The 19352-nt window shown below is 72.1% G+C and carries 10 protein-coding genes and 1 tRNA gene; 2 read left to right on the forward strand and 9 right to left on the reverse strand.

All coding sequences use genetic code 11. The features are described 5' to 3' along the window. The first annotated feature begins 105 nt into the window (after nt 1-105). Both ACH4OA_RS08060 and ACH4OA_RS08065 read left to right on the forward strand, forming a co-directional pair. Entirely contained in the window at nt 106-891 is a 786-nt protein-coding gene (locus tag ACH4OA_RS08060; protein WP_397968173.1) for a glycosyltransferase family 2 protein, read from the forward strand. A gap of 508 nt (nt 892-1399) precedes the next feature. After that, the gene (locus ACH4OA_RS08065) at nt 1400-5983 is read left to right on the forward strand and encodes a WD40 repeat domain-containing protein (RefSeq protein ID WP_397968176.1); all 4584 of its coding nucleotides are present in this window, start codon (nt 1400-1402) and stop codon (nt 5981-5983) included. A gap of 216 nt (nt 5984-6199) precedes the next feature. Here ACH4OA_RS08065 and ACH4OA_RS08070 read toward each other — a convergent pair. From ACH4OA_RS08070 to dnaA, 9 genes are all read right to left on the reverse strand, one after another. Next, nucleotides 6200-6276 (reverse strand) — tRNA-Ile (locus ACH4OA_RS08070). Nucleotides 6277-6364: 88 nt separating this feature from the next. Continuing rightward, a complete protein-coding gene (locus ACH4OA_RS08075) occupies nt 6365-7096 on the reverse strand; it encodes a DUF3566 domain-containing protein (protein WP_365871624.1) in 732 nt (243 codons plus the stop codon). Nucleotides 7097-7114: 18 nt separating this feature from the next. Continuing rightward, nucleotides 7115-9709 (reverse strand): DNA gyrase subunit A, encoded by a 2595-nt coding sequence (gene gyrA / locus ACH4OA_RS08080; RefSeq protein WP_397936536.1) that lies wholly within the window; start codon nt 9707-9709, stop codon nt 7115-7117. 42 nt (nt 9710-9751) lie between these two features. Further along, entirely contained in the window at nt 9752-11833 is a 2082-nt protein-coding gene (gene gyrB, locus ACH4OA_RS08085; protein WP_397936538.1) for a DNA topoisomerase (ATP-hydrolyzing) subunit B, read from the reverse strand. Between the two features lie 375 nt (nt 11834-12208). Next, entirely contained in the window at nt 12209-12796 is a 588-nt protein-coding gene (locus ACH4OA_RS08090) for a DUF721 domain-containing protein (protein WP_397968178.1), read from the reverse strand. After that, nucleotides 12793-13914, reverse strand: a complete 1122-nt coding sequence (gene recF, locus ACH4OA_RS08095) for a DNA replication/repair protein RecF (RefSeq protein WP_397936541.1) — start codon at nt 13912-13914, stop codon at nt 12793-12795. Before recF ends, ACH4OA_RS08090 begins: the two co-directional genes overlap by 4 nt. Nucleotides 13915-13949: 35 nt before the next feature. Further along, a complete protein-coding gene (gene gnd, locus ACH4OA_RS08100; RefSeq protein WP_397936543.1) occupies nt 13950-14825 on the reverse strand; it encodes a phosphogluconate dehydrogenase (NAD(+)-dependent, decarboxylating) in 876 nt (291 codons plus the stop codon). Between the two features lie 183 nt (nt 14826-15008). Then, the gene (dnaN, locus tag ACH4OA_RS08105) at nt 15009-16139 is read right to left on the reverse strand and encodes a DNA polymerase III subunit beta (protein ID WP_397936545.1); all 1131 of its coding nucleotides are present in this window, start codon (nt 16137-16139) and stop codon (nt 15009-15011) included. A gap of 1289 nt (nt 16140-17428) precedes the next feature. Continuing rightward, a complete protein-coding gene (gene dnaA / locus ACH4OA_RS08110; RefSeq protein WP_397945907.1) occupies nt 17429-19321 on the reverse strand; it encodes a chromosomal replication initiator protein DnaA in 1893 nt (630 codons plus the stop codon). Between the last annotated feature and the right edge of the window lie 31 nt (nt 19322-19352).

Here is a 19352-nt window from a genome sequence, read left to right on the forward strand (position 1 = left end):
GAAACGGAAAGACCCCCGGCCGCACCGGCCGGGGGTCTCGCGTTTGCCCCGGCCCGCCGTAGGCCATGCTGGCAGCCGCAACTCGCCCCGCCCCACGGAAAGGTGGTGAGCGCTGCCGTGAGCCGGCGCGTCACCGTAGTCACCGCTGTCCACGGCCCGTCCGCCCGGTTCCTGCCGGACGCGTACGCCTCCCTGTGCGCACAGCGGCTGCCCGCCGGCTGGGAGTGGGAGTGGCTCGTCCAGGAGGACGGCACGACGGACGAGGTCCGGCCGTACGTCCCGGACGACGCGCGCGTCTCCTTCCGGCAGGGCCGGCCCGGCGGCCCCGGCGTGGCCCGGACGCTCGCGCTGGCGCGCGCCGAGGGCGGGTACGTCAAGGTGCTGGACGCCGACGACCAGCTCACGCCGGGCGCGCTCGCCCGCGACCTGGCCGTGCTGGAGGCGCACCCGGCCGTCGGCTGGACGGCCTCCCGCGTCCTGGACCTGCTGCCCGACGGCTCCACCGCCGGCTTCCCCGGCGACCCCGGCGACGGCCCGGTGGAGCGCGGGACCGTGCTCGCCCGCTGGCAGCGGAACGGCTTCCGCCTGCCGGTCCATCCGGCGAGCCTGTGCGTACGGCGCGAGCTGCTGCTCGCCCTGGGCGGCTGGATGGCGCTGCCGGCCTCCGAGGACACCGGGCTGCTGCTGGCGCTGGACGCGGTCAGCCGCGGCTGGTTCACCGCGCGGACCGGTCTGCTGTACCGCAAGTGGGGCGGACAGGTCACCGGCCAGGCCGCCCATGCCGACCCCGCCGAACTGGCGGCCCGTACGGCGGTCGCGGAGGCCCGGGCCCGCGCGCTCGCCGGCTACGGCTGGAGCTGGCCGCCGGCTGATGTCCCGCCGGCCGGCTGAACTCCCACGACGGTTGAGCTCCCACGACGGTTGAACTTCCACTGCGGCCGGGGCACCGCCGAGGCGCACGGGCGGTGTGGACGGACGGCGTGGGGAAGACCGCCGGTTTCAGCTTCCCGCCCGCCCGGCACCGGTCCCTCCCCTCGTGGGGACCGGTGCCGAACGGTGCGGGGCCGTCGACCCGTGCCATGTCGGCGCGGCACGGATCGAAGATCGGGGCCGGAGTGCCGGCTCTCTGGGTCGCGCGTGGCTCAGCCGCCGCACGCGGCGCGGGGTGACCGAATTTGACCGAGAACGTTCGGTGCCGCGGGCTGTCTCTCCGAGCACTGAGGCGGTGGCCTGTCCGGACAGTGGGTGACCGGTCCACTACCGGGTTCGGATCCTGCCATCTGTCGTCCCCCACGAGGAGGTTCCGGACTGAAGTCCTCCCCTTAACCGCAGGTCAGACGTATAGGGTGGGTTTTCCGGTCCGGACGTCCACACGCGGGGGAAAGTAAGGGGTGGGGCCTTGAGTTCCGACTCAGGGGCACGCACAGCCTTCGCCGAGCGGCTCGCGCTGCTGTACAAGGAGGCCGGAAACCCTCCCCTGAAGAGTGTCGCCGAGGCGGTCGTACGGCTGCAGCGGGTCGACGAACGCGGCCGGCCCGTACGGGTGTCCGCGCAGCGGATCAGTGACTGGCGCCGGGCCAAGAACGTACCGGCCCAGTTCGCCGCCCTCGCGGCGGTCCTCCAGATCCTGATCCCGGAAGCCCGGCGGCTGCGCCCCGCCCCGGTCTCCACCGGACTCTACGACCTCGCCCACTGGCAGCGGCTGTGGGAGCTGGCCCTGACCGGCCCGGCCGGCGACCGCCACGCGCCGCCCGCCGAGGAGAACCGGCGGCCGCCGGCCCAGGCGCCGCCCGTCGCCGGGGGTGTGTGCCCGTACCGCGGGCTGGCCCCCTACCGGTGGGAGGACGCCCGGTGGTTCTTCGGCCGGGAACGCAGTACGAGGGCCCTCGTCGCCCAGCTCCGCGCGGCCGAGCGGTCGGGCGGACTGGTCATGCTGGTCGGCGCGTCCGGCGCCGGGAAGTCGTCCCTGCTCAACGCCGGCCTGGTCCCCGCCATCCGCGGCGGCGCCCTGAGTACCCCCACGGCCCGGACCGCCCCACCGCCCGACACCCGGCTCCCGTCCCCCCGGCCCCGCCCGGACCCGGCAACCTACCCGACCCAGACCACCCCGGCCCGCCCGGACCCGGCAACCCACCCTGCCCAGGCCGCCCCCGGCCGCCAGGACACGACGGCCCACCCGTCCGAGGCCCGTCCCGCCCGGCACGACAGGGCGGCACACCCTGCCCAGGCCGCCGGTCCCGCCGGGCAGATCTCCCTTCCTCTCCCGTCCCAGCCCGCCCCGGCCGACCCGGACTCCACGACCCGCCCGTCACCGGCCGACCCGAATGCCACGGCCCGCCCGTCCCCGGCCCCGCCCCGCCATCCCGCCCCGCACGACCAGGCGGCACCGCTCCACCCCGCCCCGCAGCGAACCGGCCGGCCTCCCGGTGCCACCGGCACCAGCAGGCCCACGGGTGCCCCGGGCACCACTCCCAGCAGCACCAACGGCCCCACGGGTACCGGCAATCCCACCGCATCCCCCGCACCTCCCTCCCCCTCCGACCCATCCGCAAGCCCCGCTCCCGCCCACCCCGCCGATCCCCCCGGCCCCGTCCTCCAGCTCGTCCCCGGCCCCGATCCGCTGGGCGAGCTGGTGCGCCGTATCCCCGAGCTGGCCGCCGTGGCCGCGAAGGCGTGCCGGGCCGAGCGGGCGGCGGCGCGGAACCCGGCGCTGCCGGGCTGCGACGCCCCGCACATCGCGCGGGCCGTACGCGAGGCGGTCGCGGCCTGGGCGGGCCGGGCGACCGCGCCGGACGCCCGGCCGGTCGTCATCGTGGACCAGTTCGAGGAGGCGTTCACCCTCTGCGCCGACGAGGCGGACCGGCGTACCTTCATCCGCTTCCTGCACGCCGCCTGCACCCCGCCCCCCGGCTCCGCCGGACCCGCGCCCGTCCGGGTCGTCCTCGGCATACGGGCCGACTTCTACGAGCAGTGCCTCGGCTACCCGGAGCTGGCCGACGCCCTCCAGCACCGCCACATGGTGCTCGGCCCGCTGACCGGCACCGAACTGCGCGAGGCGGTGACCGGCCCGGCGAAGGCGGTGGGGCTGGAGCTGGAGCCGGGGCTCGCGGAGCTGATCGTGCGCGAGGTGAGCGCCGACGGCCCGCGCGGGGCGCACGACGCGGGCGTGCTGCCGCTGCTGTCGCACGCCCTGCTGGCCACCTGGCAGCGCCGCAAGGCCGGCCGGCTGACGCTGGCCGGCTACCGCGCGGCCGGCGGCATCCAGGGCGCGGTCGCCGCGACCGCCGAGCGGGCCTGGTCCGGCCTGGACCCCGCGGCCCGGGCCGCCGCCCGGCTGCTGCTGCTGCGGCTGGTCCGGCTGGGCGAGGACACCCAGGCCACGCGCCGGCGCGGCACCCGGCGGCAGCTCGCCGAGGAGTCGGCGGACCCGGACAAGACCGAGGAGTCGCTGGAGGCCCTGGTCCGGGCCCGGCTGGTGACGCTGGACGCGGACACCGTGGAGATCACCCACGAGGCGCTGCTGCACGCCTGGCCCCGGCTGCGGCACTGGATCGACGAGGGCCGGGGCGACCACCTGCTGCGCCAGCGGCTGGAGGAGGACGGCCGGGCCTGGGAGGACTCGGGCCGGGACAGCTCGCTGCTGTACCGGGGCTCGCGGCTGGAGCAGGCCCGTAGCTGGGCCCGGTCGGCCGGGGACACCTATCTGACCCGCAGCGCGGTGGAGTTCCTGGCCGCCTCGGTGCGGCTGCGCAAGCGCACGGTGTGGCTGAGCAGGGCCGCGGTGGCGGCGCTGGTGGCACTGGCCGTGCTGGCCGCCGGCTCCGCGGTGATCGCCTGGAAGCAGCGCGACGACGCCGTGTTCGAGCAGGTCCTCGCCGAGGCGGACCGGGTGCAGCACAGCGATCCGTCGCTGGCCGCCCAGCTCGACCTGGTCGCGCACCGGCTGCGGTCCGACGACGAGGGCACGTACAGCAGGCTGCTGTCGATCGTGAACGCGCCGCTGGCCACCCCGCTGTCCGGCCACACCGGTGCCGTCTACCTCACCTCGTTCAGCCCCGACGGCAAGACCCTGGCCACGGCGAGCTACGACCACACGGTCCGGCTGTGGAACGTGGCCGACCCGCACCGCCCGGCCCCGCTCGGCAAGCCCCTGACCGGGCACACCAGTTGGGTGAGCAGCGCCGTCTTCAGCCCGGACGGCCGCACCCTGGCCAGCGCCGGCGACGACGGCACGGTCCGGCTGTGGGACGTCGGCGACCCCGCGCGCCCGCTGCCGCTCGGGGCGCCGCTCACCGGCCACCGGGGCACGATCTACCTGGTCGCGTTCAGCCCGGACGGCCGCACCCTGGCCACGGCCGGCGAGGACAGCACCGTACGGCTGTGGAACGTGACCGACCCGCGCCGGCCCGTCGCGCTGTCCGTGCTGCGCGGCCACAGCGCCGCGGTGCGCTGTGTGGTGTTCAGCCCGGACGGGCGGACGCTGGCGACGGGCGGCGACGACGAGACGATCCGGCTGTGGGACGTGTCCGCGCCGCGCCGGCCCGCCCAGGTCAGGACGCTGCGCGGGCACACGGACCTGGTGCACTCGGTGGCCTACAGCCCCGACGGGCACACCCTGGCCAGCGGCAGCGCGGACGACACCATACGGCTGTGGGACGTACGGGTGCCCGGCCGCGCGGCGCCGGCCGGCTCGCCGCTGACCGGGCACACCGGGCCGGTCTGGTCGGTGGCGTTCAGTCCCGACGGGGACCGGCTGGCCGCCGCGAGCGCGGACAGCACCGCGAGCCTGTGGAACGTCAGCGACCCGGCGTCCCCGTCCCAGGTCGGCGAGCCGCTCGCGGGCAGCAGCGGGGAGATGTACGCGCTCGGGTTCCGCCCGGACGGCCGTACCCTCGCCACCGGCAGCGGGGACGGCAAGGTGCGGCTGTGGTCGGTGCCGGCCTCGGACATGATCGGCCGGACCGGTGCGTTCCGGCCGGACGGCCGGGTGCTGGCCACGGCCGCCCGGGACGGCAGGCTACGGCTGTGGAACGTGACCCGGCCCGGCCGGCCCGTGCCGCTCGGCAGGCCGTTCATGCGGGCCGACGGCGACCAGCGCTCGCTGCTGTTCTCCCCCGACGGCCGCGTCCTCGCCGTCCTCACCGGCGCCCGCACGGTGCACCTGTGGAACGTCACCGACCCCGCCCACCCGGTCGCGGCCGGCCCGCCGCTGATCCTGCGGACCCGTTTCATGGGCCCGGACGCGCTGGCCTACAGCCCCGACGGGCACACCCTGGCCACCGCCTACGACGACCGCACCATCCAGTTGTGGGACGTCACCGATCCCGCGCACGCCGTACGGCTCGGCACACCGCTCACCGGCCACCGGGGCTATGTCAACGCCCTCGCCTTCGCCCCGGACGGGCACACGCTGGCCAGCGGCAGCGCGGACAGCACGATCCGGCTATGGGACGTCACCCGCCCGGCGCGCGCCGCGGCGCTCGGCAAGCCGCTCACCGAGCACACCGGGCCGGTCAACACGCTCGCCTTCAGCCCGCGGGGGGACACGCTGGCCAGCGGCAGCGACGACGACACGGTACGGCTGTGGAACGTCACCGACCCGGCCGCGGCGAGCGCCCTGGGCGCCCCGCTGACCGGCCACACCGAGGCGGTGACGTCCCTGACGTTCGCCGCGGCCGGCCACACGCTGGCCAGCGGCGGCAACGACAACACGGTCCGCCTGTGGAACGTCGCCGACCCCGCCGACGCCACCCCGGTCGGCCAGTCGATGAGCCCCAACGCCAAGACGGGCACGTTCCTGTCCTTCAGTCCCGGCAGCCGCGTCCTCGGCGTCTCCAGCGGCACGGACACGGTCCGCCTGTGGAACCTGGACACCGGAACGGCGATCCGCCACATCTGCGCGGTCACCCGGGGCGTCCTGACGAAACAGCGCTGGCACGAGTACCTGCCCCGCCTCTCCTACGACCCTCCGTGCGGTCGATGATCGGCCAACCTGCTTGATTCCCCCCGGACTTGGCCCCACGCCACCGGCAACCTTGTTACCCTTGGCCATAGCCCGATCGCTGGTGCATCCCCCGTCGCCAGCGGTCGGGCATTCCCGTCTCCCCGGCCCCCTTCGGCACCGGGATACCGACGGGAAGAAGAGGTCACCCATAAACGTCAAGAACCCCCAGTCGTTAAGACTGGGGGTTCTTCTCGCTGGTGGGGCTAACAGGATTTGAACCTGTGGCCTCATCCTTATCAGGGATGCGCTCTAACCAACTGAGCTATAGCCCCGCCGCGCTTTGCGGTGTGTGTCCCGCGCGCTGACTCCTGAAGGTTAGCGCACGATCCCGTCAGTCCCAAAATCGGTTGTCGGGGGCCGTCACTCGTCCTCCGCGAGGGTCAGCTCGATGCCGCCCACGAAGCCCGCGGAGAGGTTGTAGATGAACGCGCCGAGCGTCGCGAGCGCCGTGGCCAGGACCACGTCGATGACCGCGATGACCGACGTGAACGTGAGGACGTGCGGCAGGGACAGGAACGCCTGGAGGTCGAAGCCGTTCGCCTCGTTCGAGCCGGTCGCCTCCGAGATCGTGCCGCCGACCGTCGAGAACACGCCCATCGCGTCCATGACCATCCACAGCACCGCCGAGGCGACGATCGTGCAGATGCCGAACGCGATGGAGAGCAGGAAGCTGACCTTCATCACCGACCACGGGTCGGCCTTGGCCACCCGCAGCCGCGCCTTGCGGGTCCGCGGCGCCGTCGGCTGGCGCACGCCGGTGCGCGGCTTGCGGACCGCGCCGGCCGGGGCCTGCGCCGGATAGGCCTGCGGCGGGTGGTACGGCCCGCCGGGCTGCTCCGGGTGCCGCTCGCCGGGCAGCGGCGACGCCGCCCGTGCCTCGCCGGCCGCGGCCGGACCTCGGGTGTCCGTCAACGTTCCCCCCTGGGATCCAGACGTACGGGAAGAGTCCCTCTCGGACGCCTTCACCGGCTTCAGGTTCGTCGTGTGCGGGTCGCTCGCACTTGCCGTACGCGCGGCGGAGCCACGGCCGCCGCCGTCCGTTTCCGTACCCGTGGAGGTACCGGCCGATCCGGCGCCCGTGGCTCCGCTCACGATGACTCACTCCTCGTGCTACTCGGCCGAGGGTGCCTCACCCTCGTCCGTGCCGGCGGTCGCGGCACCCTCGGCGGTCTCGTCCACGGCCACGTCGCCGTCGACTTCCTCCGCCTCGCGCCCGGCCTCGGCGTTACGTGCGATGCCGACCACGGCATCGCGCTTGCCCAGGTTGATCAGTTGGACGCCCATCGTGTCACGGCCCGTCTCCCTGACCTCGCTGACTCGCGTACGAATCACACCGCCGGAGAGGGTGATGGCGAGGATCTCGTCGTTCTCCTCGACAATCAGCGCGCCGACGAGCGACCCACGGTCCTCCACGATCTTGGCGGCCTTGATGCCGAGGCCGCCGCGGCCCTGGACGCGGTACTCGTCGACGGCGGTCCGCTTCGCGTACCCACCGTCGGTGGCAGTGAACACGAACGTACCGGGTCGGACGACATTCATCGAGAGAAGCTCGTCGCTCTCCCGGAAACTCATCCCCTTGACACCGGAGGTGGCACGGCCCATCGGGCGCAGGGACTCGTCCGAGGCGGTGAACCGGATCGACTGGGCCTTCTTGCTGACCAGCAGGAGGTCGTCGTCGGCCGAGACCAGTTCCGCGCCGATCAGCTCGTCGTCGCTGCCGTCCTCGCGCTCGCGCAGGTTGATCGCGATGACACCGCCGGAGCGCGGCGAATCGTAATCCTTCAGCGGCGTCTTCTTTACCAGGCCGGCCTTCGTGGCCAGGACCAGGTACGGCGCCGCGTCGTAGTCCCGGATCGCGAGGATCTCGGCGATCGCCTCGTCCGGCTGGAAGGCCAGCAGGTTCGCCACGTGCTGTCCGCGCGCGTCCCGGCCGGCGTCGGGCAGCTCGTACGCCTTCGCCCGGTACACCCGGCCCTTGTTGGTGAAGAACAGCAGCCAGTGGTGGGTGGTGGAGACGAAGAAGTGGTCGACGATGTCGTCTTCCTTCAGCTTCGCCCCGCGCACGCCCTTGCCGCCGCGCTTCTGCGCCCGGTAGTCGTCCGTCTTCGTCCGCTTGACGTAACCGCCGCGCGTGACGGTGACGACGATGTCCTCCTCGGCGATCAGGTCCTCGATGGACATGTCGCCCTCGTACGGGATCAGCTTGGTCTGCCGGTCGTCGCCGTACTTGTCGACGATCGCGGTCAGCTCCGCGCTGACGATCCCGCGCTGGCGGACCGGCGAGGCGAGGATCTGGTTGTACTGGTTGATCTTCGCCTGCAGCTCGTCGTGCTCCTGGACGATCTTCTGCCGCTCCAGGGCCGCCAGCCGCCGCAGCTGCATCTCCAGGATCGCGTTGGCCTGGATCTCGTCGATCTCCAGCAGGCCCATCAGGCCGCCGCGCGCGACGTCGACGGTATCGCTGCGCCGGATCAGCGCGATGACCTCGTCGATGGCGTCCAGGGCCTTGAGCAGACCGCGCAGGATGTGCGCCCGCTCCTCGGCCTTGCGCAGCCGGAACTTCGTCCGGCGGACGATGACCTCGATCTGGTGCGTCACCCAGTGCCGGATGAACGCGTCCAGCGAAAGGGTGCGCGGCACGCCGTCGACCAACGCCAGCATGTTGGCGCCGAAGTTCGTCTGCAGGTCGGTGTGCTTGTACAGGTTGTTCAGCACGACCTTGGCGACCGCGTCCCGCTTGAGGACGATCACCAGGCGCTGGCCGGTACGCGACGAGGTCTCGTCCCGGACGTCCGCGATGCCGCCGATCTTGCCGTCCTTCACCAGGTCGGCGATCTTCTGCGCGAGGTTGTCCGGGTTCACCTGGTACGGCAGCTCGGTGACCACCAGGCACTGGCGGTTCTGGATCTCCTCGACCTCGACCACCGCGCGCATCGTGATGGAGCCGCGCCCGGTGCGGTACGCCTCCTCGATGCCCTTGCGGCCGACCACCAGCGCACCGGTCGGAAAGTCCGGACCCTTGATGCGCTCCAGGAGCGCGTCCAGCAGCTCCTCGTGGGAGGCCTCGGGGTTCTCCAGGTACCACTGGGCGCCGGCCGCCACCTCGCGCAGGTTGTGCGGCGGGATGTTGGTGGCCATGCCGACCGCGATGCCGGCCGAGCCGTTGATCAGCAGGTTCGGGAAGCGGGCCGGCAGGACGGTCGGCTCCTGGGAACGGCCGTCGTAGTTGTCCGTGAAGTCGACGGTCTCCTCGTCGATGTCGCGGACCATCTCCATCGACAGCGGCGCCATCTTGCACTCGGTGTAGCGCATGGCCGCCGCCGGGTCGTTGCCCGGGGAGCCGAAGTTGCCGTTGGAGTCCACCAGCGGCATCCGCATCGACCACGGCTGGGCGAGGCGCACCAGGGCGTCGTAGATGGAGGAGTCGCCGTGCGGGTGGTAGTTGCCCATGACGTCGCCGACCACACGGGCGCACTTGTAGAAGCCGCGCTCGGGGCGGTAGCCGCCGTCGTACATCGCGTACAGCACCCGCCGGTGGACGGGCTTGAGACCGTCACGGACGTCGGGCAGCGCGCGGGAGACGATGACGGACATCGCGTAGTCGAGGTACGAGCGCTGCATCTCCGTCTCGAGCCCGACGGGCTCGACACGCATCACGATTTCGCCGCCCTCTTCCGGGGTGACGGGGGTGTTCTCGTCGGCCATTGCTGGTGGGAATCCTTCCTGGTGCGGTCAGCTGAGACCGACTCAGATGTCGAGGAAGCGGACGTCCTTGGCGTTGCGCTGGATGAACTGGCGGCGCGCCTCCACGTCCTCGCCCATGAGGACCGAGAACAGGTCGTCGGCCTGGGCGGCGTCGTCGAGGGTGACCTGGCCGAGGACCCGGTGCTCCTGGTCCATGGTGGTCACGCGCAGCTCCTCGGCGTTCATCTCGCCGAGGCCCTTGAAGCGCTGGATGGAGTCCTCGCGGACCCGCTTGCCGCGCTGGCGGCCCAGCTCGATCAGCGCGTCGCGCTCCCGGTCCGAGTAGGCGTACTCCACGTCGTCCCGGCCCCACTTGATCTTGTACAGCGGAGGGCGGGACAGGTACACGTGCCCGGCCTCGACCAGCGGCCGCATGAAGCGGAACAGGAAGGTCAGCAGCAGGGTGCTGATGTGCTGGCCGTCGACGTCGGCGTCCGCCATCAGGATGATCTTGTGGTAGCGGAGCTTCTCGATGTCGAAGTCCTCGTGCACACCCGTGCCGAAGGCCGAGATCAGCGCCTGGATCTCCTGGTTCTGCAGGATCTTGTCGATCCGCGCCTTCTCCACGTTCAGGATCTTGCCGCGGATCGGGAGGATCGCCTGGTACTGCGGGTTGCGGCCGGATTTGGCCGAGCCGCCGGCGGAGTCGCCCTCGACGATGAAGATCTCGCACTTGGTGGGGTCGTTCGACTGGCAGTCGGACAGCTTGCCCGGCAGGGAGGCCGACTCCAGCAGGCCCTTGCGCCGCGTCAGGTCGCGCGCCTTGCGGGCCGCCACGCGCGCGGTGGCCGCCTGAATGCCCTTGCGGACGATGTCCGCGGCCTCCACCGGGTTGCGGTCCAGCCAGTCGTTGAGGTGTTCGTAGACCGCCCGCTGCACGAAGGTCTTGGCCTCCGTGTTGCCCAGCTTCGTCTTCGTCTGGCCCTCGAACTGCGGCTCGCTGAGCTTCACCGAGATGATCGCGGTCAGACCCTCACGGATGTCGTCGCCGGTGAGGTTGTCGTCCTTCTCGCGCAGCAGCTTCTTGTCGCGCGCGTACTTGTTGATCAGGCTGGTGAGGGCCGCGCGGAAGCCCTCTTCGTGGGTGCCGCCCTCGTGCGTGTGGATGATGTTCGCGAAGGAGTACACGCCCTCGCTGTAGCCGCTGTTCCACTGCATGGCGACCTCGAGGGACAGGCTCTTGTCCCTGTCCTCGGCCTCCAGCGAGACGACCGTCGGGTGCACCGCCTCTCCCTTGCGGGAGTTGAGGTACTTCACGAAGTCGACGATGCCGCCCTCGTAGTGGTACGTGACGGCCTTGACCTCGGCCTTCTCGTCGGCGCCCGCCTCGTCCGCGCCGCTGGTGGCCTTCGCCGACTCGCGCTCGTCGGTGAGCCGGATCGTCAGGCCCCTGTTGAGGAACGCCATCTCCTGGAAACGCCGGGACAGCGTCTCGAAGGAGTACTCGGTCGTCTCGAAGATCTCCGGGTCGGCCCAGAAGGTGACCGACGTCCCGGTCTCCTCGGTCGCCTCGTGCTGGACCAGCGGGGCCGTCGGCACGCCCATCTTGTAGTCCTGCGTCCAGCGGTGCCCGTCGGTCTTCACCTCGACGGCGACCTTCATGGACAGCGCGTTCACCACGGACACACCGACACCGTGCAGACCACCGGAGACCGCGTACCCGCCGCCGCCGAACTTGCCACCCGCGTGCAGCACGGTCAGCACGACCTCGAGCGCCGGCTTCCCCTCGGAGGGCACGATGCCCACCGGGATGCCACGGCCGTTGTCGACGACGCGCACGCCGCCGTCGGCGAGGATCGTCACGTCGATGGTGTCGGCGTAACCGGCCAGCGCCTCGTCGACCGAGTTGTCGACTACCTCGTACACCAGGTGGTGCAGACCGCGCTCGCCCGTGGAGCCGATGTACATGCCGGGCCGCTTGCGGACCGCGTCCAGCCCTTCGAGCACGGTGATGGCACTGGCGTCGTAGGAGGCGGAGGCCGCGGGGGTCCCGGCGGCCTCGCCGCTCACGCCGGCGTCGGTGGACGGGATGTTCTCGTTGGGGTTGCCGGAATCGGCCACGAAGCGCCCTTTCTGGCACAGCACGAGCCGGGCTCGTCGGCAGGTTGCCGGAGCGGCTGCGGCATGTTGCGTTGGTAAGCCTTGATCAGCGTTGCTCAGCTTTTCCCGGGCGGTCCCCACATGGGGGCGGGATTGTCTTCCAGTCTACCGGTAGCACTGACATCGATGGGGGTTTGCGGGCACCTGGGCTCCCATGTGCCGCCCTCAACCGGTCTCCGCCGGGTCCCGATATGTGGAAGGGGCCCCCAAGGGGCTCACAGCGGCACTCAGCGCTTCGGGCCGTCAACCCCTGGCTACCGGCGGGTCAGAAGGCCGTCCCGGGCCCGTCCGGCCCTGGTCCACACCGGTGGCACGCGGCTACGACGGCCCTCCGGCGCACCTGGCAGGACGTGAGGTACGTCACCCGTACGTATCGCCGGGGCCGGTGCTCCCCGGGGCCCGCAGCGGGCCGTAGCGCCGGGGCGGACCGCCCGGGTTGAGCACCTTGATCACCCGTACGCTGCCGTGCCCGAGGTCCTCGTTGAGCCGGGCCACCAGCGCCGGGGCGAGCACCCGCAGCTGGGTCGCCCAGGCCGTCGAGTCGCAGCCGACGGTCAGCACGCGCTCGTCCTCGTCGTACCGCTGCGGCACGCAGTGCTTGGCCAGGTCCTCGCCGACGATCTGCGGCCAGCGGCCCATCACACCGCCCACCGCGGCCGGCGTCTCCCAGCCGCGCTCGGTGATCAGCCGGTTGATCGCCGAGCCCAGCGCCATCGGATCGCGGCCGTCGGCGCGCGCCCCGGACCGCAGCCCGGCACCGCGCCGCACCTGCTTGCGCTGGCGCGCCGCGTCCCCGCGCGCGCGTGCCTGCTCCTTCGCGGCGCGCAACGCCACGCGCGCGAGGTCGACACCGGAGGGCTCCTTCGCGCCCCGGGCGGCCGGCGCCTTGGGCGCCGCCGGGGTGCTGCGGACGTCCGGGGCGTCGGGTGCGGGTTCGCCGGTGCTCATACGCGCTCCACCGTCCCGCCGGCCACCGCGTACCGGACGCCGGCCAGCACCTGGGGCACGTCGTCGTCCACGGCGGCGGTGACCAGCACCTGCTCGCCGGGCGCGACCAGCTCCGCCAGCCGCTCCCGGCGGCGGGCGTCCAGCTCGGCGAAGACGTCGTCCAGGATCAGCACCGGCTCGTTGCCCTCGGCGCGCAGCAGGTCGTACGAGGCCAGCCGCAGGGCGAGGGCGTAGGACCAGGACTCGCCGTGCGAGGCGTAGCCCTTCGCGGGCAGCTCACCCAGCTTGAGGACCAGGTCGTCCCGGTGGGGGCCGGCCAGCGTGACGCCCCGCTCGATCTCCTGCTTGCGCACCTGGGCGAGCGCCGCCCTCAGCTGCTCGTACAACTCCTCGCGCGTGTGGGCCTCGCCCGGCGCCGACGACCGGTACTCCAGCGCCACCGGACCGCCGCCGGGAGCGAGCTGCTCGTACGCCTTGTCGGCCAGCGGACCCAGCGCGGCGATGAGATCCAGCCGCTGGACGAGCAGTTCGGCGCCCGCGCGCGCCAGATGCTGGTCCCACACGTCGAGCGTGGACAGATCCATGGACCGCCCGCCGTGCCGGCGCGCGAGGGCGGCGGTCTTCAGCAGGGTGTTGCGCTGCTTGAGCACCCGCTCGTAGTCGGAGCGCACGCCCGCCATGCGCGGCGAGCGCGCGGTGACCAGCTCGTCCAGGAACCGCCGCCGCTCCCCGGGATCCCCCTTCACCAGGGCGAGGTCCTCGGGCGCGAACAGCACGGTCCGTACGATGCCCAGCACATCGCGCGGCCTGACCTGCGAGGACCGGTTGATCCGGGCCCGGTTGGCCTTGCCCGGGTTCAGCTCCAGCTCGATCAGCTGCTGCCGGTCGCCCTGGCGGACCTGCGCCCGGACGATCGCCCGCTCGGCGCCCATGCGGACCAGGGGCGCGTCCGAGGCGACCCGGTGGCTGCCGAGCGTCGCCAGATAGCCGACCGCCTCCACGAGGTTGGTCTTGCCCTGCCCGTTGGGGCCGACGAAGGCGGTGACGCCCGGGTCGAGCGGGACCTCGGCCCGGGCGTACGAGCGGAAGTCGGCCAGCGAAAGATGCGTGACGTGCATGGTCGTCCCGCCGACCTCCCTGCTCCTGCTGCGGCTTACTTCTTCTCTACGGCGTGGCCGCCGAACTGGTTGCGCAGCGCGGCGATCATCTTCATCTGCGGCGAGTCCTCCTGGCGGGAGGCGAACCGCGCGAACAGCGACGCGGTGATCGCCGGCAGCGGCACCGCGTTGTCGATGGCGGCCTCCACGGTCCAGCGTCCCTCGCCGGAGTCCTGCGCGTAACCGCGCAGACCGTCCAGGTGCTCGTCCTCGTCCAGCGCGTTGACCGCGAGGTCCAGCAGCCAGGAGCGGATGACCGTGCCCTCCTGCCAGGAGCGGAAGACCTCACGGACGTCCGTGACGGAGTCGACCTTCTCCAGCAGCTCCCAGCCCTCGGCGTAGGCCTGCATCATCGCGTACTCGATGCCGTTGTGGACCATCTTGGCGAAGTGGCCCGCACCGACCTTGCCCGCGTGCACCGCGCCGAAGTCGCCCTCCGGCTTCAGCGCGTCGAACACCGGCTGCACCTTGGCGACGTGCTCGGCGTCGCCGCCGTACATCAGCGCGTACCCGTTCTCCAGCCCCCAGACGCCACCGGAGACACCGCAGTCGACGAAGCCTATGCCCTTGGCGGCCAGTTCCTCGGCGTGCCGCTCGTCGTCGGTCCAGCGGGAGTTGCCGCCGTCCACGACCACGTCGCCGGGCTCCAGCAGCTCGGCCAGCCGGTCCACGGTCGACTGGGTGGCCTCGCCGGCCGGGACCATCACCCAGACCACCCGCGGGCCGCTGAGCTTGCTCACCAGCTCTTCCAGGCTGTCGACGTCCGCGAGGTCCGCGTTGCGGTCGTATCCGATGACGGTGTGGCCCGCGCGGCGGATCCGCTCGCGCATGTTGCCGCCCATCTTGCCGAGGCCGACGAGACCGAGCTCCATCAGTTGTGTTCCTTAGGTCGCTGTGTGGCGTGGAAGGCACCGAGGTGCCGAGCCGAGCCTAAACCCGGACGCTCATGCACAGCTGTGGGCATAGCCGCTCACCTGCGGAGACCCACGTGCTCCCGGCCCGGTGCCGGGCATCCACACCGGACGCCCGGCCCGTGCACACCCTGTGGACGACGGTCAGCCGCTGAGCCGCACCGGCATGATCAGGTACTTGTACGCGTCGTCGGCCTCCGCGTCCACCGCGGGCCTGCCGCTCAGCAGCGCCGGCTTCGTGGACGTGGTGAACGACAGCTGCGCCACCGGCGAGTCGATCGCGCTCAGGCCGTCCAGCAGGAACGTCGGGTTGAAGGCGATCGAGATGTCGTCGCCCTCCAACTGCGCGTCGACCCTTTCCACAGCCTGTGCGTCGTCGCTGGAGCCGGCCTCCAGGATCAGCACGCCCTGCTCGAAGCTCAGCCGCACCGGGGTGTTCCGCTCGGCGACCAGGGCCACACGCTTGACCGCCTCCACGAACGGCGCCGTCTCGATCACGGCGACGGAGTTGAACTCGGTCGGGAACAGCGTGCGGTACTTCGGCAGGTCGCCTTCGAGCAGGCGGGTGGTCGTCCGCCGCCCGGCGCCCTCGAAGCCGATCAGGCCCTCACCGGCACCGGCCCCGGCCAGCGCCAGCGTGACGGTGTCCCCGGCGCCCAGCGCCTTGGCGGTGTCCAGCAGCGTCTTGGCCGGCACCAGGGCGACGGCGGAGGCGTCCGGGTTCTCCGGCTTCCACAGGAACTCGCGGACCGCGAAGCGGTAGCGGTCGGTGGAGGCCAGGGTGACGGTGTCGCCCTCGATCTCGATCCGCACACCGGTGAGCACCGGCAGGGTGTCGTCCCGGCCGGCGGCGATGGCCACCTGGGCGACGGCCGCGGCGAAGACCTCACCGGGCACGGTGCCGGTCGCGTTCGGCATCTGCGGCAGCGCCGGGTACTCCTCCACCGGCAGGGTGTGGAGGGTGAAGCGGGAGGAGCCGCAGACCACGGTCGCCCGTACACCGTCTGTGGAGATCTCCACCGGCCGGTTGGGCAGGGCACGGGAGATGTCGGCGAGCAGCCGGCCGGACACCAGGACGGTGCCCTCCTCCTCGACCTCCGCCTCGACGCTCACCCGGGCGGAGACCTCGTAGTCGAAGCTGGACAGGCTCAGCTGGCCGTCCTCGGCCTTCAGCAGCAGGCCGGCGAGGACAGGCGCCGGCGGACGGGCCGGGAGGCTGCGTGCCGCCCAGGCCACTGCCTCCGCGAGTACGTCGCGTTCCACCCGGATCTTCACCGTAAGCCGCCTCCTGCTGTTGCTACTGAGTCCTCCGACTCGGTGTCACCGCCCACTGCGACGGGCAGGACACCGGGGACCAGTCTGACGCACGGCACTGACAGTAGGCGCCCGTCGGGGTCAAGTCGGGCCGAGGGGCAGCCGGGCCCGAGACAGCGAGTTGTGCACAGCCCCCGCTTCGAAACGGTCGCCGAACTCTCTCTAGTCGGGAGTAGTAGTAGGGCCTGTGGATACCGTGGATAACCACGTTTGCCCAGCTCAGCGCAGGAATTTTATCCACCGACCCTGTGTACGGAGGCGGTGGACAACCAGGCCCTTCTGTGGAGAACAGAAAGTTCTGCACACAGCGCCCACAGGCTGAGGGCAGTTCTCCCCAGCTGCGTCCCCAGGAATACCCAGGTTTCCCACAGCCCAATCCGGCAGCTTCCTGTGACGCCTTTCACTCGACGCGGTGAGCGGGTGCGTCGGGTTGCCGAACAGTGGACAGCGATGTGGAGAAGCCCGGTTCTGCTGGGGACAACCGTCCCCAGCCTGTGGGGTAGCCGTGGACAACCTCGGCCCTCGTTCGCGGGCCCGAGGGTTATCCACACCCTGTGGAGATCGTTTGTCCACGATTCCACAGGGTGCTGAGCTGGGCGGACGTCTTGGCCCCAGCCTTCCTGTGGACAGCGTTCTGGACAACTCGGCAGTCCCCAGGGTGTGGACGGAAGAAAGTCACCGAATCTGTGGAGGAAGGCCGTAACCCGGCAGGTAATCGAACACCAGGTGACGACCGAGGAACGGTCCCCGGCCCGTCCGAAGCCACCGGAAGCCGGCCCGGACGGCCCGGAACGGGCTTGCGCGGGGTGGAGGGGGGCCGGATGGGGGCCGGACGAGGTCCGGATGGGGCTGAACGGGGTGGGGCGAGGCCGGGTGAGACGGGGCGTGGCTGGGCGAGGGCCGGGCGGGCGTTCGGCTGGGGGCGCGGTGGGGCCTGTGGGGGCCGAGCGGGGCCCGGCCGGCCCGGGGTAGGACCCCAGGCGGCGACGGCGGGAACGCCGGCCAGGGGGACCTGGCGGGCCAGGGGCACCGGGCGTGGCAGGGCGCCGAGCGCGTCAGCGGCCGTCCGCGACGGCGGCGCCGGGCACCGAGGCAGGGCAGTGGACGACCGCGACGGCGGCGCCGGCCACCGAGCGGGGCAGGGGCCGTCCGTGAGGCGACGCGTTCGTGCGGGCCTCCCTGACGCGAGAAGGCGCCCGCGGGACCGCGTGGATCCCGAGGACGCCCTCCGTACCGGTCTGCGGCCGGTCTCAGCCGTTCTTGATGCGGTTGGTCAGCTCGGTGACCTGGTTGTAGATCGAGCGCCGCTCGGCCATCAGCGCGCGGATCTTGCGGTCGGCGTGCATCACGGTGGTGTGGTCACGGCCGCCGAACTGCGCGCCGATCTTCGGCAGCGACAGATCCGTCAGCTCGCGGCACAGGTACATGGCGATCTGCCGCGCGGTCACCAGCGCGCGCCCGCGCGAGGTGCCGCACAGGTCCTCCACCGTCAGCCCGAAGTAGTCCGCCGTGGCGCCCATGATCGCCGTGGCCGTGATCTCCGGCGCGCTGTCCTCGCCGCCGGGGATCAGGTCCTTCAGGACGATCTCGGTCAGGCCCAGGTCCACCGGCTGCCGGTTGAGCGAGGCGAACGCCGTCACCCGGATCAGCGCGCCCTCCAGCTCACGGATGTTCCGCGAGATCCGCGAGGCGATGAACTCCAGCACCTCCGGCGGGGCGTTCAGCTGCTCCTGGACCGCCTTCTTGCGCAGGATCGCGATCCGCGTCTCCAGCTCGGGAGGCTGGACGTCGGTGATCAGCCCCCACTCGAACCGGTTCCGCAGCCGGTCCTCCAGGGTGACGAGCTGCTTGGGCGGCCGGTCGCTGGAGAGCACGATCTGCTTGTTGGCGTTGTGGAGCGTGTTGAAGGTGTGGAAGAACTCCTCCTGCGTCGACTCCTTGTCCGCGAGGAACTGGATGTCGTCGACGAGCAGGATGTCCATCTCCCGGTAGCGCTTGCGGAAGCTGTCGCCCTTGCCGTCGCGGATGGAGTTGATGAACTCGTTGGTGAACTCCTCCGAGCTGACGTACCGCACCCGCGTGCCCGGGTAGAGGCTGCGCGCGTAGTGCCCGATGGCGTGCAGCAGGTGGGTCTTGCCGAGCCCGGACTCCCCGTAGATGAACAGCGGGTTGTACGCCTTGGCCGGCGCCTCGGCGACCGCGACCGCCGCCGCGTGCGCGAACCGGTTGGAGGCGCCGATGACGAACGTGTCGAACAGGTACTTGGGGTTCAGCCGCGCGGTCGGCTCCCCGGCGCCCGGCGCTTGCGCCGGCTGTGCGGCCGGTGGACCGGGGGCGCCGCCGGCGGACACGTCCGGGCGGCCGGTGCCGCGGTGCGCCGCCGGGTCGGGCAGCTCACGGCGGACCGGGTCGCGCTGGTCGTACTCGCCGCGCCCGGAGTCGTAGTCCTGGCGGGACGGCTCGTAGTCCCCGCGCTGCTGCTCGTACGGCTGCCGGTCCGCGCCCTTCGGGCGGTAGTCCCGGGGCGAGCCGTACGCGTCCTCGCCGGAGCCGTAGCCGTCCTGGGAGGACGGCGAGGCGTACGGGTCCCGCTCGGGGAAGCCGAGCCGGGGCTGCTGCCAGCCGTACTCCTCGTGCCCGTGGCGCGGCCAGGCGCCGGGCTCGGGGCGCTGGTACTCGGACGGGTAGACCGGGCGCACGGTGGGGAGCTGGTCCGGGCGGCCGGACGGATGCTGATCGGACCGCGGGTCGGGGCCCGGGTGCTGGTCGCCGCGGTGGCGGCCGTAGCCCTCGTACGGCCCCGAGGGCAGCTCCGGTTCCTCGTAGCGCGGCTGCGGCTGCTGGGCGGGGGGCGCCGGCGGTTCGCCCGCCGAGTCGTCCACGGTGATCGCGATCCGGATGGGACGGCCGCACTCACGGCTCAGGGTCTCGCTGACGACCGGCGCGAGCCGGCCCTCCAGTACGCCCTTCGCGAATTCGTTCGGCACCGCGAGGAGGGCGGTGTCCGCGACCAGCGCGAGCGGCTGGCAGCGCCGGATCCAGTGCTCGTCCTTGGACTCCACGCCCTGTCCGCGGCCCTCGCCGAGGAGCTGCTCCAGCACTCGTGGCCACACTGCGGCAAGATCGGCAGGTACGTCAGCCACAGGGCACGCTCTCTCACAGGTCCCACGAACG

Origin of the sequence: Streptomyces sp. NPDC017095 (assembly GCF_044332325.1) — a bacterium.
GTDB lineage: Bacteria > Actinomycetota > Actinomycetes > Streptomycetales > Streptomycetaceae > Streptomyces.

Bases quoted from the DNA above. Each gene is read 5' to 3' on its own strand.
- recF (WP_397936541.1), bottom strand. From the start codon at position 13,914: ATGCACGTCACGCATCTTTCGCTGGCCGACTTCCGCTCGTACGCCCGG.
- gnd (WP_397936543.1), bottom strand. From the start codon at position 14,825: ATGGAGCTCGGTCTCGTCGGCCTCGGCAAGATGGGCGGCAACATGCGC.
- gyrA (WP_397936536.1), bottom strand. From the start codon at position 9,709: ATGGCCGACGAGAACACCCCCGTCACCCCGGAAGAGGGCGGCGAAATC.
- ACH4OA_RS08090 (WP_397968178.1), bottom strand. From the start codon at position 12,796: ATGAGCACCGGCGAACCCGCACCCGACGCCCCGGACGTCCGCAGCACC.